The 24971-nt window shown below is 72.1% G+C and carries 18 protein-coding genes and 1 other RNA gene; 8 read left to right on the top strand and 11 right to left on the bottom strand.

What is annotated here, in order from left to right; translation table 11 throughout:
• Positions 1–27: 27 nt before the first annotated feature.
• The 6 genes from WMF26_RS43355 to WMF26_RS43330 all read right to left on the bottom strand — a co-directional run bounded on the left by WMF26_RS43355 (position 28) and on the right by WMF26_RS43330 (position 6753).
• Positions 28–1788, bottom strand: a complete 1761-nt coding sequence (locus WMF26_RS43355; protein ID WP_437997497.1) for an MXAN_5187 family protein — start codon at positions 1786–1788, stop codon at positions 28–30.
• A gap of 3 nt (positions 1789–1791) precedes the next feature.
• Positions 1792–2634, bottom strand: coding sequence for a hypothetical protein (locus WMF26_RS43350; RefSeq protein WP_437997496.1), 843 nt, complete (start codon positions 2632–2634; stop codon positions 1792–1794).
• Between the two features lie 476 nt (positions 2635–3110).
• Positions 3111–3303, bottom strand: a non-coding RNA gene (ssrS, locus tag WMF26_RS43345) — 6S RNA.
• A gap of 284 nt (positions 3304–3587) precedes the next feature.
• Positions 3588–4445 carry an inositol monophosphatase family protein gene (locus WMF26_RS43340; RefSeq protein ID WP_437951923.1) on the bottom strand — a complete coding sequence of 286 codons (858 nt, stop codon included), beginning with the start codon at positions 4443–4445 and terminating at the stop codon, positions 3588–3590.
• Complete coding sequence (locus tag WMF26_RS43335) at positions 4442–5929, bottom strand: UDP-N-acetylmuramate--L-alanine ligase (protein ID WP_437997495.1); 1488 nt, start codon at positions 5927–5929, stop codon at positions 4442–4444. Before WMF26_RS43335 ends, WMF26_RS43340 begins: the two co-directional genes overlap by 4 nt.
• Positions 5930–6087: 158 nt before the next feature.
• Positions 6088–6753 carry a ComEA family DNA-binding protein gene (locus WMF26_RS43330; protein ID WP_437997494.1) on the bottom strand — a complete coding sequence of 222 codons (666 nt, stop codon included), beginning with the start codon at positions 6751–6753 and terminating at the stop codon, positions 6088–6090.
• Between the two features lie 388 nt (positions 6754–7141).
• Between WMF26_RS43330 and WMF26_RS43325 the strand changes: the two genes are divergently transcribed.
• Both WMF26_RS43325 and WMF26_RS43320 read left to right on the top strand, forming a co-directional pair.
• Positions 7142–8242, top strand: a complete 1101-nt coding sequence (locus WMF26_RS43325; protein ID WP_020740671.1) for a DUF362 domain-containing protein — start codon at positions 7142–7144, stop codon at positions 8240–8242.
• Positions 8243–8432: 190 nt separating this feature from the next.
• Entirely contained in the window at positions 8433–9062 is a 630-nt protein-coding gene (locus WMF26_RS43320; protein WP_437333925.1) for a hypothetical protein, read from the top strand.
• A gap of 55 nt (positions 9063–9117) precedes the next feature.
• On the opposite strand, the gene WMF26_RS43315 is transcribed toward WMF26_RS43320, so the two are convergent.
• The 3 genes from WMF26_RS43315 to WMF26_RS43305 all read right to left on the bottom strand — a co-directional run bounded on the left by WMF26_RS43315 (position 9118) and on the right by WMF26_RS43305 (position 14300).
• Positions 9118–10341: a serine/threonine-protein kinase gene (locus WMF26_RS43315; RefSeq protein WP_437951919.1), complete on the bottom strand. Its 1224-nt coding sequence runs from the start codon at positions 10339–10341 to the stop codon at positions 9118–9120.
• A gap of 318 nt (positions 10342–10659) precedes the next feature.
• Positions 10660–12387 (bottom strand): acyl-CoA dehydrogenase family protein, encoded by a 1728-nt coding sequence (locus WMF26_RS43310; protein WP_437997493.1) that lies wholly within the window; start codon positions 12385–12387, stop codon positions 10660–10662.
• A gap of 56 nt (positions 12388–12443) precedes the next feature.
• A complete protein-coding gene (locus WMF26_RS43305) occupies positions 12444–14300 on the bottom strand; it encodes an HDIG domain-containing metalloprotein (RefSeq protein WP_437951918.1) in 1857 nt (618 codons plus the stop codon).
• A gap of 377 nt (positions 14301–14677) precedes the next feature.
• On the opposite strand from WMF26_RS43305, the gene folP reads away from it, so the two are divergent.
• From folP to WMF26_RS43290, 3 genes are read left to right on the top strand one after another with little or no spacing between them, the layout of a single operon-like run.
• A complete protein-coding gene (gene folP / locus WMF26_RS43300; protein WP_437997492.1) occupies positions 14678–15625 on the top strand; it encodes a dihydropteroate synthase in 948 nt (315 codons plus the stop codon).
• Positions 15618–16946: a diadenylate cyclase CdaA gene (gene cdaA, locus WMF26_RS43295; RefSeq protein WP_437997491.1), complete on the top strand. Its 1329-nt coding sequence runs from the start codon at positions 15618–15620 to the stop codon at positions 16944–16946. The genes folP and cdaA overlap by 8 nt, the downstream gene beginning before the upstream one ends.
• Positions 16943–17881: a CdaR family protein gene (locus WMF26_RS43290; RefSeq protein WP_437997490.1), complete on the top strand. Its 939-nt coding sequence runs from the start codon at positions 16943–16945 to the stop codon at positions 17879–17881. The genes cdaA and WMF26_RS43290 overlap by 4 nt, the downstream gene beginning before the upstream one ends.
• On the opposite strand, the gene WMF26_RS43285 is transcribed toward WMF26_RS43290, so the two are convergent.
• Both WMF26_RS43285 and WMF26_RS43280 read right to left on the bottom strand, forming a co-directional pair.
• Entirely contained in the window at positions 17865–18950 is a 1086-nt protein-coding gene (locus WMF26_RS43285) for a BMP family lipoprotein (protein WP_437997489.1), read from the bottom strand. The two genes, WMF26_RS43290 and WMF26_RS43285, sit on opposite strands and share 17 nt — an antisense overlap.
• Before the next feature lie 35 nt (positions 18951–18985).
• Entirely contained in the window at positions 18986–19474 is a 489-nt protein-coding gene (locus WMF26_RS43280; protein WP_437997488.1) for a nitrate reductase associated protein, read from the bottom strand.
• A 112-nt stretch (positions 19475–19586) separates the two neighbouring features.
• Here WMF26_RS43280 and WMF26_RS43275 point away from each other — a divergent pair, with 112 nt between their 5' ends.
• The 3 genes from WMF26_RS43275 (at position 19587) to WMF26_RS43265 (ending at position 24921) form a co-directional block, all read left to right on the top strand.
• The gene (locus WMF26_RS43275; RefSeq protein WP_437997487.1) at positions 19587–20291 is read left to right on the top strand and encodes a hypothetical protein; all 705 of its coding nucleotides are present in this window, start codon (positions 19587–19589) and stop codon (positions 20289–20291) included.
• Positions 20292–21230: 939 nt separating this feature from the next.
• The gene (locus WMF26_RS43270; protein ID WP_437997486.1) at positions 21231–22481 is read left to right on the top strand and encodes a serine hydrolase domain-containing protein; all 1251 of its coding nucleotides are present in this window, start codon (positions 21231–21233) and stop codon (positions 22479–22481) included.
• 1093 nt (positions 22482–23574) lie between these two features.
• Positions 23575–24921 (top strand): carbohydrate porin, encoded by a 1347-nt coding sequence (locus tag WMF26_RS43265; RefSeq protein ID WP_437997485.1) that lies wholly within the window; start codon positions 23575–23577, stop codon positions 24919–24921.
• Positions 24922–24971: the final 50 nt, after the last annotated feature.

Genomic DNA, 24971 nt, shown 5'->3' with positions numbered 1-24971 from the left:
GTCTCCGCGCGGGCGATCCCCGGCGGCTCACTTCACCGGCGACGCCTTGAGCGCCGCCTTGCCGTCCTTCACGTAGACCGTGAAGCGCACCCGCGAGCAGTTGTGGCGCGCCACGAGCGCGTCCTTGTTGCGCTGCAGCGTCCCCTTGAACTTCTCGAAGGTGAGGGCGTTCGTGGGCTCCCCGCACTGCTGCTTGACCGACAGGAACTCCTCGTAGACGGCGTTCCACTCGGCGAGCTCGTCCGGGTCCCCCGCGCCGTCCTGCCGCGCGGCCGGGGCCTCCGGGGCGCTCGTCGCCTCGGCGACGGGGGGCGCCGGGGCGGGCGCGCCCGGCGCCTTGGGCGGCGGCGGCGGCGGGCGCCGCGGCGGCGGGAGCCCGGGGGCGCCCGTCGGGCCGCGCGGGGAGAGCGCGATGTTCGCGTCCGAGATCTCCTCGACCGCCTCGACCGGCTCCTCGGAGTCGCGGGCGGGCGGGGGGTTGCTGAGCGGGTGCGAGCCGGGCCGCCGCGTCGGGCCGCGCGGGCTCACCATCGGCTTCGGGTACGACGGGCGCGAATCGGGGCGCGGCTCGCCGGGGCCGAGCGGCACCGAGAACGCGCTCATCGCCGGCTGCGCCGGGATCGGGCCGAGCACCTGCTCGAGGTCGGCGGCCTTCCTGGGCGCGCCGCCCTTCGCGGCCACCTTCTCGACGCCGTCGTTGATGTCGGCCGCGATCTTCCGGTACGCGCCGCGGAACCGGCTCGGCGCCAGCACGTCGACCTCGCCCTTCGCGAAGCGCGCCGCCTCGTTGCGGAAGACGTGGAGCGGCCGCGTGTGCTCCAGGAACGAGAAGGCCAGCCCGATCGCGGCAAGGACGAGGGTGCCGGCCAGGAGCAGCAGCGTGGGCACCTGGCTCTTGTCGTCGTTGTTCGCCTTGTCGAGGAAGTTGAGCGGCGAGTCGACCGACGCCGCGAGGCGGCCGACCGCGTAGCCGGCGCCCAGCTCCCACGCCTCGCCGGGCAGCCGCGCGTAGACGACGCCGAGGTGCTGGCCGATGACGCGCACCTCGGAGCGCCCCTTCTCGATGTAGTCCTTGTTGTCGTCGAGCAGCTTCAGATCCTGCGTGATCTGGTCGAGGTTCGCCTTGTCGAACCCCTCGGGCGCGCCGGAGGCGACGCGCGCCCCCTCGGCGTAGAAGCCCACGGCGGCGCCGGTGCGCTTCGTGACCGCGCGGGCGAAGGTGTCGTCGATGATCTTGGCGCCGATCACGGCCCCGACCGGCTCGCCGTTGACGTCCTGCTCGACGGGGCGCGCGACGACGCGGAGGATGCGGCCCTTCCACACCCACGCGTCGTCGCGGATCCAGCCGTGGAGGGCGTCGGCGACGAGCGGGTAGCCGCCGAGCTCCCAGTCCTCGCGGTGCTCGAAGTCCACCGACGCGACGACCCGGCCGGCCGCGTCGACGGCCCACACGTGGTCGAACTTCAGCTCCGGGGGCACCTCGGCGACCGCGCTGCGCAGCGCGGTGCGGGCCTTCTCGCGCTGCTCGGCGCCCGGCTTGGGGTCGGCCGACGACTTGGCGAGCGCCGTCCGCAGGGCCGGGTTCAGCGCGACGCGGATGAGCGCGCTCGATCGTTTTCGGGCGTCGTCGTTGAGGAACCACTCGACGGCGCTGGAGTCGGCGCTGAGCGCCTCGCTCATCGCGCGGTGGCTCGAGCGGTTGTAGAGCTGGGCGGCGACGAAGAGGACGAAGATCGCGGCGCCGAGCGCGAGCGCGAGCACCCCGTACCAGAAGCGCGACAGCAGCATGGCCTACTTTCCTGCCTCCGCGCTCGGCCCACCGGCCTCACCGACGACGACGGGCTCCTTGAGGAACTGCTGGTCCGGCCCGGGCTTCACGACGGCCTCGACGGTCTTTCCGACCGGCTCGCCGTTGAAGTAGCCCTGGAGCATGTACGTGCCGGCCTCGACCTCCAGGGCGAAGTTCCCCTGACGATCCGGGTAGGCGCTCGCCACGGCCTTCGGCTCGACGACGATCCACGACCGGATGCTCGGGGCGAGCTGGTCGCGGATCTCGTACTTGCCCGGCCCTGGCGGCGTCCAGGCGCGGGTCTTGGCGGCCGCGATCTCGACCGGCGGGAGCGCCTTGTTGCCGACGTCGTAGATCTTGTGCGGGAACGGATCGTGGTTCTCGAACTGGATCTGCTGGCCCGGGGCGACGACGACGGTCACGGGCGAGGTGCGGCCGCCCGAGATGACGACGGTACGCGGCGTCTTTTGCGGCTCGCCCCTCTCGCCGAGCGCGACGACGCACAGCTCCTTCGGCATGTAGCCGACGAGCGCGCGGACGTCGGCGCGGACGGTCGGGGAGGGCTCGCGGAACGTGTACCGGTTCGCCTTCGGGTCCTTGGCCTCGTTCCAGACCGGGTTCAGGAGCTTGGGCATGCCCGTGGTCCTGCCCTTGAGCGTCACCGCGGCCAGGGCCGCCCCGGGCGCCATGAGGATCGCGAGCGTCAGGGCCAGGCGCCGTGCGAGGCGCGCGCGGCCGGGGGCGCGGCGCCCGAGGTGGCTCGACGACCCAAACCGCGCTGCGCCGGCGAGCGGGCGCCGCTCGTCGTGCTGCGCTCCTGCAGATCGAGGGGATCTCGTGTCCATCGCAGGGCCGAAGCTACCGGAAGGGGGATGAGAACGGAAACAAAAGCCGGGCCGCGGTCCGCGTGATGGCACCGCGCGCCGCGCGCCCCGCGTCGCGCTGCTCCGCCGCGCACCGGCGTCCGCCGCACACTGGCCCGGACCGACGCGCGCCCCGCGCTGCGCGCCGGCCTGGACCGACGCCGGCCCGCGCTGCGCGCGCCGGCCTGGACCGACGCCGGCCCGCGCTGCGCGCGCCGGCCTGGACCGACGCGCGTCCTGTGCGGCGCGCGCGCCCGGCGTGGACCGACGCCGGCGCGCGCGGCGCGCAGCACGGGGCCCCCGCACCCCGTTGCGCGCCGCACGGCGCCTGGGCGGGCGGCGTGCGTCAACCTGCGACGCCGCGATGCGGCGACCGCTGGGCACCTGTCGCGGGCACAGCGGATGTCGCGCGCACAAAAGAACTGCGGGCCGCATGAACGGCCCGCAGAGGAGAGATGTTCCGTACCGCCGAGGACGTGGGCAGAAGGACTTGAACCCCTAGCATAGCTGCTAGGTGGGAGCCTAAGTACCGCTTCAGGCTTCCCGGTGAATGGTTCCGGGCCTAGCTCACCACGGTATCGTTGTTGGCTCCCTGGTTCTCGCTTACTCGGGATTCAATCGTCCAGCGCCTCACGAAGTCGGCAGAGGGAACGACCATAGGATAGTTCCGTGGGCGGCCCCGTCAACCGCTGCTCCGCACGGTTCTCACGTTTTGCGTCGCGTGCTTCCGTCGGTTGCGGCCGTTGGTCGGTTGTGGCCGTTGGTCGTCGCGTCCGTCGCATCGGTTGCGTCGGTTGCGTCGGTTGCGTCGGTCGCGTCGCCGCGTACGTCTCGCGCTCACGCCGCGACGCTCGTGCGCGAGCGCCCGACGCCCTACGGATGGTCCTGAGCCGGCTGTCGAGCGACCTGGCGACCGAGCGGGCTGGCGAGCCGGGCTAGGTGAAGAGCGCGATGATGGGGTCGTGGACCAGGCCGTTCGACGCCACGATGTTTCCGACGTGGTAGTCCGGTGGACCGCCGTCGAGCGCGGTGATCACGCCGCCCGCGCCGCGCACGATCGCGCTCCCGGCGGCCACGTCCCAGGAATGGAGCCGGCGCTCCCAGTAGGCGTCGTACGTCCCGTCGGCGACCATGCAGAGATCGATCGCCGCGCTGCCGCAGCGCCGCACGGCCTGCGCTTTGCGCTTGACGGTCACGAAGGCGTCGAAGTTGTTGTCCGGAGCCCGGTCGCGCACCGTCGGAAAGCCGGTCGCCACCATCGCGTGCGCCAGCGACGCCGTGGCGCTCACCGCGCAACGCTCGCCGTTGCGGCGCGCCTCGCCGGCGACCCCAGGCGCCTCCGACGAGGCGCCGAGCGGCTCTGGCTCGCGCGGCCTGAAGCCCGTCCAGCGGAGCCCGAGCATGGGCGCGACCACGGCGCCGGCGACGGGCGTGTCGTCGTCCATCAGGCCGACGGAGACGCACCAGAACGGGTGGCCGTGGACGAAGTTCGTCGTGCCGTCGAGCGGATCGACGTACCAGACGAGGCCGCCGCGCGGCTCCGCGGCGCGCGCGGCGCCCTGCTCCTCGCCGACCACGGCGATGCCCGGCGTGAGCGCGCCGAGCCGCGCGACGAGCAGGTCCTCGCTCGCCCGGTCGAACTGGGTCACGAGATCGTGCGGCCCCTTCTCCTCCACGCGCAGGCCGCGCGGGCCCGCGCGGAACCCGGCCTGCACGAGCGCCGCGGCCTCCTCGGCGACGCGCAGCGCGATCCCGGAGAGCTCGAGCAGCTCCGCCGATCCGCGCCCGCTCATCGCGACCTCGTCGACAGCGCGCCGCGGAGCTTGTCGTAGATGCCGCCGAACGCCCCGTTGGACAGGAGCGCGACCGTGTCGCCCTCCTGCGCGTCGCGCGCGATCGCGGCGACGATCGCGTCCACCGAGGCCGCCGCCTCGGCGCGCTTGCCCGCCTGCGCGAGGTCGCGCGCCAGCCGGTCGAGATCGAGCCGCTCGGCCGCGGCGATGTCCGGCCGCCCGAGCGGCGCGAGCACCACGCGGTCGGCCGCGTCGAAGGCGCGCGCGTAGGGCTCCTGGTGCAGGGCGCGGCACGCCGTCGCGCTGCGCGGCTCGAACACCGCCCACAGCGCGCCGCCCGGGTGCCTGGACCGGAGCGCGCGCAGCGTCTCGTCCACGGCGGTCGGGTGGTGCGCGAAGTCGTCGTAGACGCGGACGCCGCGCGCCTCGAACAGGAGATCCTGCCGGCGCCGCACGCCCTCGAAGCTGGCGAGCGCCGCGGTCACGGTCGAGAGCGGCACGCCGAAGCCCTGCGCCGCGGCCGCGATCGCCGCGACGGCGTTGCGCACGTTGTGGTGCCCCGGCATCTTCAGGGCGAAGCGCCCCGCCATCACGCCGCCGGCGTACAGATCGAACGACTGGCCGTCGGCGCCGGCCTCTGCGGGCGCGGCGAGCCAGTGCGGCGGCTTTCCGTGCGTGTCGTCGCCCTCGAGCGCGAACCACGCGACCTCGGCGCGCGCCGACCGCGACACCACCTCGACGACCCGCGGATCGTGCGCGGCCGCCACGACGAGCCCCGTCTCCGGGATCCGCTCGACGAACCCGCGGAACGCCGCCTCGTACGACGCGGCGTCGGGGTAGATGTCGATGTGGTCGTGCTCGATCGACGTGACGATGCCGACCTCGGGCCGGTAGTGCCAGAACTTCGGCGTCTTCTCGAAGAAGGCGGTGTCGTACTCGTCGCCCTCGACGACGAACGGCGTCCGGCGGCGATCGGCGCCTGCCTCGTTGAGGAGCGGCAGGCCGCGCCGGTCGCTCGCCGCGGCGGCGCTCTGGGGCAGCCGGAAGCTCGCCTCGAAGTTCTTCGGAAGCCCGCCGATGAGGAAGCCGGGGTCCCTGCCGGCCTCGTGGAGGAGCCACGCGCACATCGAGCTGGTCGTCGTCTTGCCGTGCGTACCGGCGACGACGAGCGGGGAGCGGCCGGCGAGCATGTGGTCCGCGAGCGCGTGCGCCATCGTGGTCACCCGCATGCCGCCGTCGATCGCCGCGCGCGCCTCGGGGTTCGTCGGGCGGCAGACGTTGCCGATCACGACGAGGTCCGGCCGCGGCTCGAGGTGCGCGGGGTCGAACCCGGTCATCAGCCGGATGCCCCACCGCTCGAGGGCCGGTCCCATGGGCGGGTAAAAGGAGACGTCGGAGCCCGAGACCTCGTGTCCCGCGGCCTTGAAGAGCCCCGCCAGCGCACCCATGCCGGTGCCCGCGACGGCGACGAAGTGGACGTGCATCGCGGCGCAGTGTGCCCGAGCGCCCTCGGAGGGCAAGGGGCCTCCCGCGCGAGAGCCCGCCGCGCTCACCGGTCATGGCGCCTCCCGCTCTGCACGACGCGACCGAGGCGCGGCGCGCCCGAGACACTCGATCGCAGTCCGGTGATGGGAGCTTCGATTCAGGGAGGATCGATCGAGGGAGGATCGATGAGCACGAGCGGCCGTAGCCGCTTCAGCGACCGCCGGCCGAGCCCCTTCACCCGGAGCAGATCATCGACCTTCCGGAAGCGCTTGATCTTGGCGCGGAGCGCCAGGATCGCCGCTGCCTTCGCCGGACCGATGCCCGGAAGGCGCATGAGGTCCGCCTCGGTCGCGAGGTTCAGCACGACCTTTCCGTCTGCGGTCACGCCGCCGCCCGCCGCGGCGCCCGCCCCGCCGTCGCCGGGCGGCGGCGCCGCCGCATCGCCGGGCGGCGCTGCCGCCGCCGCCGCTGCGACCCCCGCATCGGCGACGGGCTCGGCCGTGGCCTGGGGTGGCGGGCTTCCTCCGGCGGCGCCGAACGGCGCCGGGTCGCCGGCGGCCATCGCCAGGCCGGCGGACGGGTCTGCCTTCCGGTCCGGGAGCAGGCTCTGCGCGTGCCCGGAGCCCACGAGCGCCAGCGCGAAGAACCCCGCGACGTACGCCACGACCTTGCCGCCCAGCGCGGTCCAGGCCGAGTCCCTCAGCGCTGCCAGCGCCCGCTCCCGCCACGGGCGACGCACCTCGTCGTCCTGCTCTGAATGGGCGTCCTGCCCTGCATCGGCCCGCCCGCCGGGCGAGCCCGTCCCTTTCGATGTCGCTTGCATCGCTCTGCGCCTCCTTCTCGTGCAAAGGACGTCGCCCTCCGCGCACGCGAGCGGCGTTCGTCTCCTCGGCGGCGCCGCCAAGCGAGCGGCATGCCGGCGCGCGCTCCCCTCAAAAAACCGGGCGAATGGCGCGCGACCGGCGCTCGCCGGCCTGGCGCCGCCATGGCGGAGGCGCGCTCGCCGGTCGAGCTCGCTCCCCACGGAGGCCGCCCGGGCAGCCCGCGCCCCGCGGGTGGAGGCCCGGGCGCCGCCGTCCGGGAGGCCGGCGCGCCCGGGGCCGGGGCCGGGCGTCGTGTCTCGAGCGCGAAGCTCGGCTACCATCAGCGCTCCGGGCGCCCGGCGACCCGGCGGCATCCACCCCGCCGCAAGGCGCTCACCACGAGGTCTTATGCCCTACGATCCCCGTCGCTTCGTTGATCCCGGCCCCGCGGGGCGCTCGCGCCGAGCCTTCCTCGGCGGCCTCGCCGCCGGCACCGCGGGCGCCGTGCTCCTCGGCCCCCACGCCGCGCTCGCGGACGCGCCGCCGAGCCTCGCGGCCAAGCCGCCCCCCGGCTTCACGCCGCTCTCCATCCCAGGGAAGATCGTGAAGGTCACGAAGTCGAACTCGCTGCAGCCGAACGGCCTCTGGCCCGAGGCGGCCGCGGCGAAGGCGATGCTCGAGCGGGCCATGGCGGAGCTCACCGGGAAGAGCGATCTCGGCGCCGCGTTCGGCCGCTTCGTCCACAAGGACGACCGCGTGGCGATCAAGGCCAACGGGATCGCCGGCCAGAAGGGCGCGACCATGGCCACCAACAAGGAGCTCGTGCTCGAGATCGTGCGCGGGGTCATCGCGGCCGGCGTCCCCGCGGAGAACGTGATGATCTTCGAGCAGTACCCGTCCTTCCTCGCCGGCACCCGCTGCGCCGACCGGACGGCCAAGCCGGCCGCCGAGTTCCCGGCCGGGATCCGCGCCGCGGTGCACGAGAACAAGGACGCGGTGATGCCGAGCATCTCGGTCTGCGGCATCCCCACCAAGTTCGTCCGCCCCTTCACCGAGGCGACCGCGGTGATCAACGTCTCGCTGATCAAGGACCACTCGATCTGCGGCTACACCGGCTGTCTCAAGAACATCACCCACGGCGCGACGATCAACCCGCACTCCTTCCACGAGCACACCGCGAGCCCGCAGATCGCCGAGCTCTACGCTCAGGACGTGGTGAAGAGCCGCGTCCGGCTGCACATCACGGACGGCTTCAAGCTCATCTACGATCAGGGGCCGCTCGACAAGAACCCGAAGCGGCGCGTCCTGCACGAGTCGGTGTACGCGACGACCGATCCGGTCGCCATGGATGTGATCGGCTGGGGCGTTGTCGAGGGCTGGCGCAAGGAGAACGGGCTGCCCACGCTCAAAGAGGCGAGCCGAGAGCCCTCGTACATCCGCATCGCGGGCGAGCTCGGGCTGGGCATCTTCGACAAGAATAAAATTTCGATGCGCGAGGTCCGATTGTAGCGGCGCCGCGGGATTCGCTCGCGGGGCTGCCGTCGCTGAGAACCGCTTGCCGAGGCTCGTGTTGCCCATGCCCTGCTCCAGGCCGACTGCGCGCTCTTCCACCGGTCGGAGGGCCGCGTCGGCGGCCCCTCTCCTCGCGTGCCTCGCGGCCGCCGCCTGCAGCAGCACCCCCCCGTCGAGGCCGCCCGGATTGCCCCCGACGCCGGCGTCGGTCACCCGCGAGAACCCGGGCGGCGACGCCGCCGACCCCGAGCGGGCCGCGCTCGAGCGGCTGCTGGCCGAGCCCTGGGGGAGCCGGCGAGACCGCTTCAACACGCTCGACGTGCCGCTGGTCGACGGGAAGAGCTGGCGCCGCGTGCGGATCTGGAGCCACCCGACGCGCGCGACGTTCCGGTACGGCGACGAGCACTACGCCGCGCTGTCGGTCCTCTACACGAGCACCTCGGGGCCGAGCGACCCCGACAGCTGCCTCGACGAGTTCTGGGCGAAGCACGCGCCGCTCGCCGACGGCTACGGCGTGCGGCTCGGGGAGGCGCAGATCATCCGGACGACGCAGGAGATCGACGGCGAGGTGCGGCCGCTCGTGTTCAAGGTCCTCGACGGCAGCATCGCGTCGGTGTTCGCCAGCGACGACTACGCCGGAGCCGTCGCCGCCTACGAGTCGTGGCCGGGGACGTGCCTCGTGTCCGTGCTGGCCGTGAAGGCGACCGAGCACCCCGAGCTCGCGCGGCGGGTGCGCGATCGCTGGATCGACGAGGGCGCCCCGAAGCTCCGGTGGATCTCCGGCCTCTCCGACGCGCCGAAGACCGAAGCGCGGTAGGCCCTGCCGGCGGGCTGCTGCGCGGCCGCCGGTCTGCGCGCGGCGCCGCGCCCGTTCACGGGTCCATCGACGTCGGGCTCTCCGCGGGCTCCGTCGACCACGGCGCGCCCTGGGCCATGCTGTGGCACACGACGGAAGCGGCCGCGAGGAGCAGCGCGATCGCGACCAGCCAGGGGAGCCGAAGCGGCGGCAGGACACGGCTGTCCAACACGACCTCGCTCTGCCGGTCGTCCGAGGCGGGGCCTCCGGCGTCGCCCGTCGTCGGCGCGCCGCCGAGATCGTTCGCCGGGGTCGCCAGCATGGCGGCCATGGTCGTCTGATCCATGGCGTAGCGCGGCGGGGCCGCGGGCCCGCCCAGCGCGCCTCGCTTCACGATGGCGCTCCGCTCGTACGGCGACGAGCTCGCGGGCAGCGGCTCCCGGGAGGCCTGCGCGTGCGCGGGGAAGAGCGCGGAGAACGCTTCCATCATCTCCCTGCCCGACTGGAACCGCGCGTCGGGCTCGAACGCGAAGGCCCGGGAGAAGAACGCGTCGACCCCGGTCGGGAGCTCCGGCGCGAGCTCGGACGCCTTGGGGAACGAGGTCTGGCAGATGTGCCGGACGAGCTCGTTGATGTTGGCGCCGGCGAAAGGGCACTGGCCGGTGATCGCGCGGTAGAGGATCACCGCCATGGACCAGAGATCGCTCCGGTAATCGACCTGCCTGGGCGCCATGGTCTGCTCGGGGCTCATGTACCGAGGGGTCCCGAGGACCATGCCCGTCTTGGTGATCCGGTCGCGCGAGCAAGACGACTTCGCGACGCCGAAATCGAGCACCTTGATGAGCTCATCGCCGCCCGAGCTCGTGATGAAGATGTTCCCCGGCTTCAGATCCCGGTGGATCACCCCCGCGGCGTGGATCGCGTCGAGGGCCTTGCCGAGCTGCGTGAACAGGACCGTCGCCTGCGCGAGCGGGAGCTTCTGATCCCGTTCGAGGCGGCGGTTCAAGTCCTCCCCCTCGAGGTACTCCATGACGATGAACGCGCAGCCGCGATCGACGCCGTAATCGTAGGTCTCGATGACGTAGGGGCTCCGGACGCGCGCGGAGGCGCGCGCCTCGCGCTCGAAGCGGGCGATCAGCTCGGGCTCGGTGGCCGCGAAGCTCCGGATGAACTTGATGACCACCCGGCGCCGGAGCTTGATGTCGAAGCCCAGCCACAGGTCCCCCATGCCCCCGCCCCCGAGCCGGCGCTCGAGGCGATACTTCTCCATGACGGCCCGACCTTCAGCAGTCTCCTTCATGGCTCCGCACCTGCTACCCAATGCCCTAGCCTGGGACAAGTGATCACCCGATTCCTGTCGAAGGGTCTACGCCAGTACTACTCCCGTTGATTGTATCGCAATCCGTCCATGCCGTGCGGTGAAAACTTCCGGAAATGGAGCGTGTCATTCTGACTCGCTCGGCGCGCTCGGGCGGTCATCGGGTCATCGAGTCATCGGGTCATCGGGGCGCAGCGCGCGACACGCCTGATCCGCGTGGGCGCAGGAGATGTGGGGCGCTCATCTCCCTCGAGGTGACTCCATGGTACTCGATGTCAGCCGAGGTGCGCCGGGATGCGATCAGAGAATATCGAACGGGTAGGCGCGATCCGCATAGGCTCGCACCGCGATGGCCTTGCGCAGCTCGTCGTCGTTCTTCTGGAAGTCCGAAACATGCTGCCTGAGCCGCTTCTGCGCCATGCCGACGAACACGGTTGTGAGATCGATCTCACGACGCGCACCCTCCTCGCCGCGCCGCTCGATGGCCCGGGTCGTGCGTGAGATGCACGCGGCCATACAGTAGAGGTCGATGGCCATCTCCGCGATCCGGCGCTGCGCATACTGCATCTCGGCGATCTCGCGCCCGTGCTTCCGGAGCATGTCCTCGCTGTGCGTGGCGAGCTCTGCCGTGTAGTCCTCGAAGATGACCGCCTCCCGGCTGAGCAGCGGGTGCGCCTTCGACATCCGCTCGCGCCCGAGCACCGACTTCGCCTTGCGGATCGCGAAGTCGCTGAGCAGCCCGAAGCCCTTGATGGGCTCTCGCATCGCCTTCGCCACGTCCGCGAGCGCCTTGCCCGGGCCGCTCATCCCGGAGAGCGCCATGAAACAGCGCAGGATCTCGTTCGTCCCCTCGAAGATCATGTTGATCCGCGCGTCGCGCAGGTGCCGCTCGTAGGGGTAGTCCTGCATGTAGCCGATGCCGGCCGCGATCTGGAGCGTCTCGTTGACCACGAACCACAGGGTCTCGCTCCCCATGACCTTGCAGATCGCGCTCTCGATCGAGAAGTCCGGGACCTTGGCGTCGACGAGGCTCGCCGTCAGGTAGGTGATGGACTCGAGCGCGTACGTGTGCGCCAGCATCGTCGCGATCTTGTCCTTGATGAGCCCGAAATCGCCGATGCTCCGGCCGAACGCGCGCCGCTCCTGGACCCGGTCGAGCGCCAGGCGGATCAGCGTGTTGCAGGCGCCCACGCACCCCGCCGAGAGCCCGAGCCGCCCGTTGTTGAGCACCTCGACGGCCACCTTGAAGCCCTTGCCGACCTCGCCGAGCACGTTCTCGCTCGGCACCTTCACGTCCTCGAAGAAGAGCTCCGTCGTCGACGAGCCCCGGATCCCGAGCTTGTGCTCGTTCGGCCCGTTCTTCACGCCCATGCCCCGCTCGACGATGAAGGCCGTGAGCTTCGGCTTCTTCCCCTCCTCGAGGGCGGAGGTCCGGGCGAACACTGTGAAGACGTCGGCGAAGCCGCCGTTCGTGATCCAGATCTTCGACCCGTTCAGCGTGTAGTACGAGCCGTCGGCCGACACCTCGGCGCGCGTCCGGATCGCCGCCGCGTCCGAGCCGGCGCCCGGCTCCGTCAGCGCGAAGGCGGCTATCCACTCGCCGGTCGCGAGCTTCGGGAGGTAGCGCTGCTTCTGCTCCTCCGTCCCGAAGAGCTGGATCGCCTTGAAGCCGATCGACTGGTGCGCGCCGAGCGTGACGGCGATGGACGCGTCGAGCCCGCCGACCTCCTGCATGACGCGCGTGTACGCCATGTTGCTCAGGTTGACGCCGCCGTGGTCGGCCGGGATCTGCAGGCCCATCAGCCCGAGCTTCTTCATCTCGGCCAAGAGGCCGGGATCGATCGCGTGCTCTCGATCGATCTTCGCGCTGTCGACGCTCGACCCGAAGAACCTCCGCACGCTGTCGAGGATCATCGACGTCGTCTCCCGGTCCTCGGCGGGCATCTCGGGGTACGGGAAGATGATGTCCTCGGCGATGATGCCGTGGAAGAGGGCCTTCATGAAGCTCTGCTCGATCGTCGGGGGCATCGGACCGTCCTTTCCAGGGGCAGGCCGCCGCGCCTCCGCGCGAACGCGCGGCCTGCTCAGTGCGTCTTCTTCGGCGTCCGCACGGACTCCGCCGGGCTCTCGTCCTTCGCGGCGCCCCCGGCGTCGTCCCTGACCGCCGGCGCCGCCGCGGCCGCGCCCCGCGCGGTCGAGGCGGGCGGCGGGGCGGCGCTCCCGTCCCGCCCCACCGCGCCGGACGGCGGCACCGGCGTGGGCGTGGCGGGGCGCACGGGGTGCGGCGTGGCCGTCGGGAGCGCGGGCGTGTGCCCGGCGCGATCGGCCTCCCGCTGCCACGGGTACTTGATGCGCCCGTGGTACATGTTGACCAGCGTCGACGCCATCCGGGTCGTCATGATGCGCAGGTCCTCGATCGTCAGCCCGGATTGATCGAGCTGGCCGGACGCGAGCTTCGAGAACATCACGCGCTGGATCATCTCCTCGAACTTCTTGTGCTCGGGCGGCCAGATGGTCCGCGACGCCGCCTCGATGGAGTCGACGAGCATCAGGATCGCCGTCTCCTTCGTCTGCGGCTTCATGCCGGGGTAACGGAAGTGCTCCTGCGTGAGCTCCTTCGGATTCCCCTGCTCGACGCACTTGTGCCAGAAGTACTCGACGACCTGCGTGCCGTGGTGGGTGTACGCGAACTCCACCACGGGCTCGGGGATGTTGCCCTCCCGCAGGATCTTCGTGCCCATCACGACGTGCGCCATGATGGCGTCGGCGCTCACCTCCGGATCGAGATCCTCGTGCGGCGAGCGCTCGCCGTGCGCGAGGTTCTCGATGAAGTACTTGGGCTGCACCGTCTTGCCGAGGTCGTGGTAGTAGGCGCCCACGCGCGTCAGCAGGGCGTCGGCGCCGATCGCCGCGGCCGACGCCTCGGCGAGGTTCGCCATCGCGCGCGCGTGCTCCCAGCTGCCCGGCGCCTCGGCCGCCATCTTCTTGAGCAGCGGCTGCTCCAGATCGGTGAGGTCGAGCAGCTTGTCGCGGGGCACGTGCCCCATCGCCCGCTCGGCCGGCTCCCTGAGGCTCCGCCCGAGCACGCCGACGAGCAGCCCCCCGCCGATGCAGGACAGCACGTTCGACCCGAGCCAGAGCTTCAGATCCGAGACCAGGTCGAAGCTGCCCTCGAACAGCACGGTCAGCGCGACGAACCCGATCGCGCCGGCGAGGCCCGCGAGGCTGCCCGCGACGAGCAGCTGCCGCGAGCCCTTGCGCTTGAAGAAGAACATCGTCGCGGCGATGCCGCGCACGAGCAGCACCGACAGGAGGACCACGTCGAACCGGAGCAGCGACGCGGCGATGAACGCGACGCCCACCTCGACGAGGAACGCGGTCCGCCGATCGAAGGCGATCGCCACCCAGAGCGGGAGCGCGGCGACGGGCATCCAGAACTCGGGCAGCGCCGTGAAGAGCAAGAGGAGCTTCGCGACGACGAGCGAGGCCGTCATCAGGACGAACATGCCCACCTGCGTCCGGAGCAGCCGCACCCGGTTCTGCCCGAAGCGGCGCAGGTAGACCGTCAGCATCAGGCAGACGATGAGATAGATGACGTACATGCTCGCGACGCGCGCGCCGAGCCCGGGCCGGCGCATGCGCCGCACCGTCTCGTACGCCATCGCGGCGTTGTGATCCTCGTTCTGCTCCGACAGCACCGTGCCGCGCGGCACGATCACGCGCGCGTGCTCGTACGAGAGCGAGAAGCTCCCGTCGTGCGTGTCGCGCACGATCCGCGGACCGTACGGGACCCGCAGCGTCACGGGCGCAGGCTTGCCCATCTCGGGCGCGAGCGACGGGACCAAGAGCTCGCCCACGCCGAGCACGGCGAAGAACGCCGCGAACAGGACGCTCAAGACGAAGCCGGCGAGGGGACCTGCCCGGATACGCGTGCGCAGCATGGAACCGCTCGGTCTCGTCCGCTGGATGCAGCCTGAGAAACGGTTGACGGGGCACGCTCGCGCGTGATCCCGCCGCCACCGGACGGCCGCTGGCGGCCGCCGATGTCAAGGTGTAGCCGCGACCCTAGCAAAGAAGCGTGGCCGAGTCAGCGGCGCGCGGAGCGCCACGCTCTGGCGTCGGCGCCGAATGCTCGCGCCGGCGCGCCGGCGCGACGTCGAGAACGCCGGCGCGCGCCCGCTGGCCACGACGGCGACGCCGGAGCGCGGCGCCGGACCACCCTCACGATGTTCCAACTGCTCCTGGAAAACATCGGTTCGAGCAGACAATTGCCGTTCGGCGCAAAAGTTGCTACCCACAGGAAATGTCCCCGCTGCGCATGCTGCTCGAACGCCGCAGGAGCGTGGTGATCATGGGGGTGCTGAACCGCACGCCGGACTCCTTCTCCGACGGCGGTCGCTTCGCGGATGAAGATACGGCTCTCGCGCAGATCGATGCGATGCTCTCCGAGGGGGCGGACATGATCGACATCGGCGCGGAATCCACGCGGCCGGGTGCGCAGCCCGTGCCGGACGACGAGCAGATCGCGCGCATCGGCGGGAGCGTCCGCGGCGCGGTGAGGAGGGGGGTCGTCGTCTCCATCGACACGACCTCTCCCGTCGTCGCGGCGCGCGCGCTCGACGACGGCGCGGCGGTGGTCAACACGATCTCGCTCGACAGCGCGGCTGAGCTCGGCGCGCTCTGCGCGCGCCGCGGGGCGTCGCTCGTGCTCATGCACAGCCGCGGCCCGATGTCGGCGATGGCCGGCTTCTCCGCCTATCCCGACGGCGCCTACGGCGACGTCGTCGCCGACGTGGCGCGCGAGTGGTCGAGCGCCGCGGAGCGGGCGCTCGAGGCGGGCCTGCCGAGGGGCGAGCTCGTCCTCGACCCGGGCCTCGGCTTCGCCAAGAACGCGCGGCAGTCGCTCGAGCTGTGCGCGAGGCTCGACGAGCTGTGCGCCCTCGGCTTCCCGGTGCTCGTCGGGCCGAGCCGCAAGTCGTTCCTCGCGCGCGCCGCGGCGGCCGAGGCCGCCGAGCGGGGCGACGGCGCGGGCGCCGCGCTCGCGCCGCCCTCGGAGCGCCTCGGCGGCACCGTCGCGGCCGCGCTCGCGTGCGCCGCGCGCGGCGCCGCGGCGGTGCGCGTCCACGACGTCCGCGCCGTCCGACAGGCGCTCGACGTGATGCGCGCGATCGATCGCGTGAACGACCGCGCGAACGACCGCGCGGGCCCGCGCGAGCGGCGCGGCGCCGGGGCTCCCCTCACCCAGGGGGCGCGCGGCGATGGTTGAGGGGTTCCTCCGCCTCTTCTCGGCGAGGCCGGTGACGCAGATCGTCCGGGACCTCGTCGACATCTTCATCGTCGCGTACGTCGTCTATCGCGCGCTGCTCGTGCTGCGCGGCACCCGCGCGATGCAGATGGGCCTCGGGCTCGGCATCGTCTTCCTCATCTACCTCGGGGCGAAGATCTTCGGCCTGACGACGCTCCTCAACCTCCTCTCGTGGCTGCTCTCGTCGATCATCCTCATCGTGGTCGTCGTCTTCCAGAACGACATCCGCCGCGCCCTCATCCGCGTGGGCGGCAGCAACTGGTTCACGAGCGGCCGCGAGCAGCAGTCGCGCGTCATCGACGAGGTCGTGGCGGCCGCGACCGAGCTCGCCCGCCACCGCATGGGCGCGATCATCGCCTTCGAGCAGGACGCGAACGTGCTGGAGTTCGTCAAGAGCGACGGCATCCACATCGACTCGGTGGTGACCCGGGAGCTGCTCGTCTCGCTCTTCGTCCCCGAGTCGGTGAACAAGCTGCACGACGGCGCGGTGCTGATCCGCGATCTCAAGATCGCGCGCGCCGGCGTCTTCTTTCCGATGCCGGAGACCAAGATCCTCGACGCGAGCCTCGGCTCCCGGCACCGCGCCGCGCTCGGCATCACCGAGGAGACCGACGCGGTCGTGGTCGTGGTCAGCGAGGAGCGCGGCACGATCAGCTTCTGCTTCAGCGGCAACATCGTCTCGAACCTGGACGGCCAGTCGCTGCGGCACGCGCTGCTCGGGCTCTTCGGCCGCTCGTCGCGCCGGCGGCGCTTCGCGAAGAAGGTCGCCCAGAGCGGCCGCACGAGCCTCCCGGCGCCGCCGGCGCGCAGCCCCGCGGTGAGCCCCACGCCGGTCGCCGCCGCGCCGGGCCACGAGCCCGGCAAGCCCGCCGCCGTCGCGGCGAAGCCCGCGCCGATCGAGGCCAAGCCCGCGGCGCCGGTCACGAAGACGTCGTCGATGATCAAGCCGCCCGCCGAGGCCGAGGCGCGGCCGATGGCGCGGATGTCGACCTCCACGCCGATGCGCTCGGGCGCCGAGGCGCGCGCCGCGGCGGGGTCGAGCGCCGACCTCCGCGCCGCGGTGGGGACGAGCGCCGACGCGCGGAGCCCGGGCGCGACCTCCACCACGCAGGACGTGGAGCGCCCGTCCGAGCGCGGCCGGCCGGCGCTGGTCGACGCCACCGCCGCCGCGACGGACTCTCCGGTCCCGTCGCAGCGCACCTTCGTTCCGACGGGGCAGGTCGCGACGACCGCCGCGTCCAAGGGGAGCGCGGAGGGGGCACCTCCGCGAGATGAGCCATGACGCTGGCCGGCATCCGCGAGGCGCTCCGCTCGGCGCTGCTCGACAACCTTGGCCTCAAGCTGCTCTCGATCACCTTCGCGCTGTGCCTCTACGCCTTCATCCACGGCGCGGAGAACGCCCAGCGCACGCTGATGCTCAGCGTCGTCCTGATCCTCCCGCCCGAGTCGAGTCACCGGCAGCTCATGACCCAGGTCACGGACGCGGTGGCGGTGACGGTGCGGGGCCCCCGGACCCAGCTCGACGACCTCCGCTCGGAGAGCCTCGGGACGCTGCGGCTCGACCTCCGGGACGGCGCGAAGACGCGCATCGATCTCGACTCCTCGATGTTCCACATGCCGGCGGGGCTGGTCGTCGATCAGATCTACCCGTCGACGATCGAGCTCCGCTGGGACGACGTGGTCACGCGGTCCATCCCGGTGCACGTGCCGCGCACGGGGGACACCGCGCAGGGATTCATCGTGAAGGGGATGATCTCGGTCGAGCCGCCGTCGGTGAGCGCCCGCGGCCCGCGCTCGGTGGTCGACGTGATGCAGCTCGCGCGCACCGCGCCGTTCGACATCAGCGGGCTCACGGAGGGCACGTACCAGCGGCAGCTCGCCCTCGAGCGGCCGCCGAAGCTCGTGACGTACGACGTCGACAGCGTGATGGCGACGCTCGAGATCGGGCGCGAGCTCGCCACGCGCACCTTCGACCGCAGGGTCGAGGTCGTCGGGATCCCGCGCGCCACGGTCTCGCCCGCCGTGGTGCAGGTGAGGATCACGGGGACGCCGGAGGACGTGGGCGCCGTCAACCCCGACTCGATCGTGGCCCGCGTCGAGCCCAAGGCGGCGAACCTCGACCTGAGCCAGCCGGGCAGCGACTTCCTCGACGTGCTCATCGACGTCCCGCGCGTCACCGCTGAGGTCAACCCCGCGAAGGTCATGGTGAAGTGGTGAGCGCGCCGCGCCTTCGCCCCGCGGCGGCGGGCGTCGGCGCGGGCGGCACCTCGAGCTCGCCCCGCGCGATCCGCGCCGCGAGCGCGGCGGCCCGCGCCCTCGCCGCGGCCGGGATCCCCGCCGCGTGCGGGCCTTCGCTCACGTAGCCGACGCCGCCCTCGGCCAGGCCGAACGACGCGATCCCACCCTCGAAGCGGCCCTCGACGAGCGCGCGGATCGCCTCGAAGACCGCCACGTCGGCGCGCTTGATCATGCTGGTGAGCACCGTCCCCGGCATCTCGTCGTGCTGGTCTCGATCGACGCCGATCGCCTTGACCCCCATGTCGCGCGCCGCCTCGAACACGCCGTGGCCCGTCGCCCCGGAGACGTGGAAGAGGACGTCGGCGCCCGCCGCGACCTGGCTCACCGCGAGCGCCTTGCCCTTGACCGGATCGCGGAACGCGTCGGGCGTCGTCCCCGCGTAAGCGACGCTGACGCCGCACGCGGGGCAGACCTCTCGCACGCCCGCGCGGTAGCCCGCCTCGAACCTGTGGACGAGCGGCATGTCCATGCCGCCGATGAAGCCGACGCGCCCCGTCGCCGTCGTGAGCCCGGCGATGGCGCCGACCAGGAAGGCCCCTTCCTCCTCGCGGAAGGTGAGGCCGGCGAGGTTCTCGGGCAGGGCGCGGCCGGGCACGGCCGCGAAATCGAGGCACGCGAAGCGGGTCGCCGGGAAAGCGCGCGCGACGACCTCCACGTCGGTCGAGAAGATGAAGCCCACGCCGATCACCAGATCGAAGCCGCGCGCCGCGAACAGCCGCATCGCCGCCTCGCGGTCCTCGGCGCCGCTCGGCTCGAGCACCTCGGTGGTGACGCCGAGCTCGCGCGCGGCGCGGGCGAGCCCGAGGTCGGCCGCGTCGTTGAAGCTCCTGTCCCCGCGCCCGCCGACGTCGAACACGAGGCCCACGCGGATCGCGGCGCGCGCGCCGCCCCCTCGAGGCGGCTCGCCGCGGGCGGGGAGGAGCAGCGACAGGGCGGCGAGCGCCGCGACGGCGGCGGTGACACGTCGGAGGGACAGCGCGGCGGGCATGGGCTCGAGCGGCGACGGCGGCGCCGCTCGGCCGCTCAGCCGGGCGTCGCCTCGCTGCCGTCGCCCCGGGAGAGCCCGAGCTCGCCGAGCAGCGCCCGCAGCTTCTCGGGCCCGCGCTTCGGATCGGCAAGCTTGACGATCGCGTAGCGCTCCTCTTCGGTCAGGGCCGCCAGCCGGCCGAGCGCGGCGCCGTCGAGCGCGCCGTCCGGGCCGAGCCGCTCGCGCAGCCGCGCGACGACGCTCTCCGGATCCCAGGCGGAGCGGCGCACCGGCGCGCCCGCGAGCGGGGTGAGGTCGACCCCGGCGCGCGCCGCGAAGCCGCGGAGCACGTCGGCGTAGACGGCGAGGTCCTCGTCCGTATCGACCGGCAGGTGACACAGGGCGAGCCGCTCCGCGCGCGACAGCGCCTGCCACCCCGCGAGCGAGATCTTGAGCTCCGCGAGGTCGAGCTTCCGCCGCACCGAGAGCGGCACACAGTCGAGCGAGGCGTGGACCTCGCCCTCGAGCGCGAACTGCCTGTACATACCTTCCTCCTATAGCCGCGCGCCGATCGTTCCGCGAGCCGCGGCGCGCGCCTGGCCGCCGGCCGCGGCGCGCGCCTGGGACGCGCGCCGCGGTTTGCGCTAGCCTGCCGCCGTGCGCCGACTCGGGCTCCTCACGACGCTGACCGCGCTGCTCGCGCTCGCGTCGCCGGTCCGGAGCGCCCGCGGCCAGGACTCCGGCGTCCCGGCGCCGGCGCCCATGCTGCTCGACCGCGTCGTCGTGCGCTGGCACGCGCCGGAGACGGGCGGCGTGCGCCGCCCGCAGTTCGTCTTCGAGCGGGAGCTCGCCTTCCAGGCGCGCATCGAGGCGCTCGCCGACCCCGACGCGGAGCCCGGGCTCTACCGGGACCGGCACGTCCGCGCCGCGCTCGATCGGCACATCGCCGAGACGCTGCTCGCCAGCCTGCCGATCTCGCCGGCGCCGACGTCGGCGGAGGTCGCGCAGCGGGCCGAGGCGGCCCGGTTCTCGCTGGAGCAGCGCGCCCGCGGCCGCGCGCGCCTCCTCGCCGCGGCGGCCGCCGAGGGGGTGAGCTCCGACGAGCTGGACGCGCTGCTGCGCCGACAGGCGCGCGCGAGCCTGTACCTGGACCGCATGGTCGCGCCGATGCTCGAGCCCAGCGAGTTCGAGCTCAAGCTCGTCCTGCGCTCCGGCGCCACGCCGTTCAAGGATCAGCGCTACGAGGACGTCGCCCCGGCGCTGAAGCGCTGGTACGTCGCGCAGCGGCTCGCCCACGCGCTCGACACCTACTACCAGAGCGCGCGCGCCCGGGTCTCCTTGAACGTCGTGCCCGCGCGCTGAGCGCGCGCCGGGCGGCGGACGAAACGCGCGTCGCGAGGCGCGCGAACGAAGAGCGCCGCGCGCCTCACGCATCGCCAGGCGCCGGCCCTCCGGCGCCTCCGCCTCGGGAAAACCCCCTTCGCGTGGTCTCCGCGTTGCGCCGGCGCAACGTGCCTATACCGACGTGCGTCCGCCCGCTTTCCGCGACCCATGGCGCCCGCCAGAGCGCCCATCGGCGCCTGCGGTGCGACGCGGAACGACGCGGAACGACGCGGAACTACGCTGCTCGAGGCGCGGAAGAGGTGGAAGAGGTCGAAGAGATAACGCAGGTGGATTCTATCTCTTGATATTGAAGGACACCGAAGCGATACTGCAGCGTCGCCTGGTGTTCAGTCCAGGCAACTTGGAGCGCGGGCGCTTCCGTGCTGATCGCGCGGGAGGGGGGTCCAGTGCGCCGTATCCGTAGGGGTGTTCGCTGGGGCTACATGCCGGCGATCGGCGTTGGAGGACGCGTTCCAGGAGCGATGAGATAGAGCACGAGACCCTGGCCGTGCGCCGCTCGTGAGCCGCCGGAGAGCGCGATCGCGCCGGCGCGGCGCGGCGCCCGGCCGACGGCGATGTCGCGAGCGGCCTTTGCGGCGGGGTCGATCCCGGACGTGGGCGCGCTCGGGGAGCCACCACGACGAGCGGGCTGAGCAGGCCTCCCCGCTGGGCGTCTCCGGGATCGCGCCGCGAACCCGGCGCACAGGCCTCGATGTCGGGGCGCGGCGCCGTCGCGTCGCGCTCGCGCGCGGCGCTCTGTGATCCGGTGTGCCGCGGCCGTGTCCTCGTGTGCGGGAGAGGCGGTGGGAGAGCGCGCGCCCGCCGCTCGGCGGCGTCGGCGACGAGCATCGTGAGGAGACCTCGCAAGGAGCTGTTCACATGGAACCCGGAGAACGTTCGTTTCATCGCAGGCATCTGTTGCGCGGACTCGGCGGCATCGCGACGCTCACCGCGGTCGCTCCCGCGGTGCTCGGCAGCGCGTCCGCCGGCGCGACGACGTCGACCGTGCTCGCCACCGGCTTCCCGGAGATGGTGGGCATGAGCTCGGAGCGGATCGACGATGTCTTCGCGCGCGTGCAGCGCCGCGTGAACGACGGCCTCTTCCCCGGCGCGACCGCGCTCGTCGCGCGGCGCGGCGTCATCGTGGGTCACCGGGCGTTCGGCAACAAGGTCGCCGGCTGCAGCGAGCCGGTCACGCTCGACACGATGTTCGATGTCCTCTCCATCACGAAGGTGCTGGCGACCGCCACGGCGATCCTGGCGCTCGTCGAGCAGGGCAAGCTCCAGCTCTCCGACCGGGTGGCGTCGTACCTCCCGCGCTTCGCCGCGAACGGGAAGTCGGGCGTCACCGTCCTCGATATGCTCCGGTACTCGGCCGGGCTGCCCATGGACCACCAGCTCCTCGACGCGCCGGACGACGAGGCCGCGTGGCAGGCCATGGCCGAGACGCCGCTCGAGGTCGCGCCGGGATCGTCGGTGCTCTACAGCGATCTCACCTACCGCCTGCTGGGCCGGCTGGTCGAGGTCGCCTCCGGCACGGATCTGAGCACCTTCGCGCACGCGCACATCTGGGGCCCGCTCGGCATGCACGACACGATGTTCAACCCGCCGGCGGAGCTCGCGCCGCGCATCGCGGCGACCGGGACCTCGGCGCGCCGCGGTCGCCTCGTGCGCGGCGAGGTGCAGGACGAGCAGGACTTCGCGCTCGGCGGGATCACGGGATGCGACGGCGTGTTCACCACGGCGATGGACATCGCCATCTTCTGCCAGATGATCATGGGCTCCGGCAGCTACGGCGGCGCGCGGGTGCTCACCCCGGAGTCGGTCCGCGCCATGACGCGGAACCAGACGCCTCGGGTCACCGCCGCGGCGACGGACACCTCGCCCCTCAACAACCTCCTGCTCGCGCCGAAGGGCCTCGGTTGGGAGATCTGGACGCCGCGCTTCTCGAACGGCGGAACGCGGCTGTCCCCAGGCTCCTTCGGCAAGGCGGGCGGGACCGGCACGTTCGTGTGGATCGACCCGGCGCGCGAGCTCTTCGGGATCCTCTTGACGAATCACGGCCTGCCGGAGCCCTTCGACGAGATCGGTTGGAACCGGCTGCTCGACAGCACCGGCGTGGCGGAGTTCTTCGACGGGGTGATCGCCGCCGTCGCCGACGAGCGCTGAGCCGCCGTCTGGCCCTCGCCGGCCAGCGATCCGCGTCCATGCGTCTCGCGCGGCGGGATCGTGCCTGTCGTCCGAGCGCCGCGCCGCCCGCGGCGAGAACATGACGTGTCTCGCGGCGACCGCGTAACGCCCTTCCTGGACATGAACGTGTCCACCTCGCGGTGCACGGCAGTCGAGACTGCCCCGCTCACGATCTGCGTCGAGCGTGACGCCGTGACAACGCGTTGCGTTATACCGCGTACCCGGAGCGGGCCTCTCCCGCGGCCGCGCGCTGCCGCGTCGCCCTGCGCGCGCGCGCAGGGGTGCTCGCGGGGGAGACGGGCGCGGCGCGCGCGATCGTCAATGACGCTCCTCGGACGGGAGGGCGCGCCGGGGCACAACGCAGGAGAGCGAGACGCCCCGCAGGCGATGCTCCGCTCGCCTCGAGACGAAAACCCGAGTTCGAGGTCCCGAAACAATCCGCGCCGCGTCGCGCGCTCTGGCGACGCCGCCGCAGCACGGAAACCGCGCCCCCGCGGCTCGCGAACGCAGCCTCGCAGTCGCGTCGCGCGCGCGCCGAGCACTCCCGGTAACGCGCCAGGCGTCGCGTGGATTCTTTTGGCTGCACTTCATCCGGATCGAGCTGTTTTGGCGCAATGCGTCACCCTGCGCCTCGGCTCGTGGCCCGGGGGAACGGTTAAGGTTCGTTAAGACAAGTGATTTCGGCCACTTAATCTTGACGCGTCGCAGAAGGCAACAAACTGCTGAGGGTGCTTCGGAGACCTTTGACATGAACAGAACGTTCCTGTTAACTGTGCCCCCCGCGAGCCCCACGTGTGTGGCGGCGGGCGGCTCTGTCGCACAGAGCCATCCTTAGATTCTCTTGACAGGCCGCTTCCTCTGCCGCTCTGGCCATCTGGCCGCATCACCTCCCCATCACCCCAAGCACACTCCAAGAAATGGATAGGAGCGTCGTTCGATGACATCACTTAAGAGAGACAGGTCGTCGGTTCCCAGCATGCGAATCGCGGGTCGGCGCGCCGCAGTCCGAGCCCTCGGGCTGGTTTCCGTCTCCGCCATTTGCCTCACGGCGGCGCCGAAGTCGGCCCACGCCGTGGGAAGCGAGAACTTCGAGTGGCACTGGTACTCACGCCTCGGCATGGCGTGGTCGCTCTACGGGCAGAAGGCCCAGGGGCAGTCGATGAACCTGCTCGGGTTCGGCATCGGCGGCCGCTACGAGGAGGATGACTACTCCGAGCCGTCGTTCGTCGCCCACGTGGTGAAGGGCGCGACGCCGCAGGACTTCTTCGTGAAGTCCGAGATGACGTTCGCCATCTGGCGGCAGTGGGGCGGGCAGTTCATGAACCCGTCCTCGAACGATGGCCAGGCGATCACGCTCCAGTTCAACCAGGCCTACATCGAGGCCGGCAACTTCATCGTCCCGGGGCTCAGCGTCTGGGGCGGCGCGCGCTTCTTCCGCGAGCAGTACGCGCCCATCGGCGACTACTTCTACCTCGACGACCTCAGCGGCCAGGGCGGCGGTATCACGTACGAGAACCTGAAGCTCGCCATCCTCGGCTACCGGCGGTCGTCGGCCGACCAGGCCTCGTTCCCGGTCTACAACTTCCCCACGGACGACCCCCAGGTCGGCCTCGAGCGCTTCCGCACCATCTTCGCCGGTAACTACAAGTTCGAGTTCGGCGGCGAGGCCAAGCACCACGTCAAGGTCCACGGCGAGTTCCACGTCCTCCCGGCCGCGAAGCAGGGGCCGGAGATCGCGGTGCCCGACAACGGCAAGGCCGACTTCGGCGGCGTCATCGGCGCGAAGCTCCACCTCGGGCTCGGCCAGGGCAACTGGAGCGACACCTCCGTGCGCTTCGGCACCGGCATCGCGAACGGCGCGGCCGGCGGCGCGAAGACCTACCAGACGTGGGGCGCTCCGAACGACGAGGGCACCTACTCGGGCTCCTTCGGCGTCGAGGCCGTCGAGCACGTCGGCTTCCGGATCGGCGACGTCGTCGCCCTCGAAGGCCTCGGCACCTTCCACTTCACGAAGGCTGCGATCGACGCCGACGGCGCCGCGGCAGCCGGGGTGCCCGACAAGCAGTTCGACTTCTCGGTCCAGGCGAACGCCGCGATCTTCGCCCACAAGATCTTCCACCCCGTCATCGAGGCCTCGTTCCAGGGGCGCAAGGACGGCGACGCCGACCTGGGCACCGCGATCAAGCTCTCGGTCGTCCCGACCCTCGTGCCGACGGGTGAGCTGAGCACCGGCGCGCGGCCGCACTTCAAGCTCATCTACACGGCCGCCATCTACAACGAGGCGGCGGTCCAGCAGAACATGTCGCCGTACATCCGCGCCTTCAACCTCCGCGACGAGGCGGACGGGAACCCCGCCAACTTCCGGGCGCGCTCGACCGTCGGCCACTACATCGGCGCGCGCACCGACTGGTACTTCTAGACCGCTCGGCGATCGAAGCCGCCGCTCCCCTCCGTTCCCACCTCAAGGCC

Source organism: Sorangium sp. So ce185 (assembly GCF_051526825.1).
Taxonomy (GTDB): Bacteria; Myxococcota_A; Polyangia; order Polyangiales; family Polyangiaceae; genus Sorangium; species Sorangium cellulosum_D.
This window is presented reverse-complemented; position numbering and strand designations above follow the sequence as displayed.

Coding starts and splice junctions, on each gene's coding strand:
- WMF26_RS43305 (WP_437951918.1), bottom strand. CDS start 14,300: ATGCTGCGCACGCGTATCCGGGCAGGTCCCCTCGCCGGCTTCGTCTTG.
- WMF26_RS43330 (WP_437997494.1), bottom strand. CDS start 6,753: ATGCAAGCGACATCGAAAGGGACGGGCTCGCCCGGCGGGCGGGCCGAT.
- WMF26_RS43340 (WP_437951923.1), bottom strand. CDS start 4,445: ATGAGCGGGCGCGGATCGGCGGAGCTGCTCGAGCTCTCCGGGATCGCG.
- cdaA (WP_437997491.1), top strand. CDS start 15,618: ATGGTTGAGGGGTTCCTCCGCCTCTTCTCGGCGAGGCCGGTGACGCAG.
- WMF26_RS43335 (WP_437997495.1), bottom strand. CDS start 5,929: ATGCACGTCCACTTCGTCGCCGTCGCGGGCACCGGCATGGGTGCGCTG.
- WMF26_RS43280 (WP_437997488.1), bottom strand. CDS start 19,474: ATGTACAGGCAGTTCGCGCTCGAGGGCGAGGTCCACGCCTCGCTCGAC.
- WMF26_RS43310 (WP_437997493.1), bottom strand. CDS start 12,387: ATGCCCCCGACGATCGAGCAGAGCTTCATGAAGGCCCTCTTCCACGGC.
- WMF26_RS43285 (WP_437997489.1), bottom strand. CDS start 18,950: ATGCCCGCCGCGCTGTCCCTCCGACGTGTCACCGCCGCCGTCGCGGCG.
- WMF26_RS43290 (WP_437997490.1), top strand. CDS start 16,943: ATGACGCTGGCCGGCATCCGCGAGGCGCTCCGCTCGGCGCTGCTCGAC.
- folP (WP_437997492.1), top strand. CDS start 14,678: ATGCTGCTCGAACGCCGCAGGAGCGTGGTGATCATGGGGGTGCTGAAC.
- WMF26_RS43325 (WP_020740671.1), top strand. CDS start 7,142: ATGCCCTACGATCCCCGTCGCTTCGTTGATCCCGGCCCCGCGGGGCGC.
- WMF26_RS43350 (WP_437997496.1), bottom strand. CDS start 2,634: ATGGACACGAGATCCCCTCGATCTGCAGGAGCGCAGCACGACGAGCGG.
- WMF26_RS43355 (WP_437997497.1), bottom strand. CDS start 1,788: ATGCTGCTGTCGCGCTTCTGGTACGGGGTGCTCGCGCTCGCGCTCGGC.
- WMF26_RS43315 (WP_437951919.1), bottom strand. CDS start 10,341: ATGAAGGAGACTGCTGAAGGTCGGGCCGTCATGGAGAAGTATCGCCTC.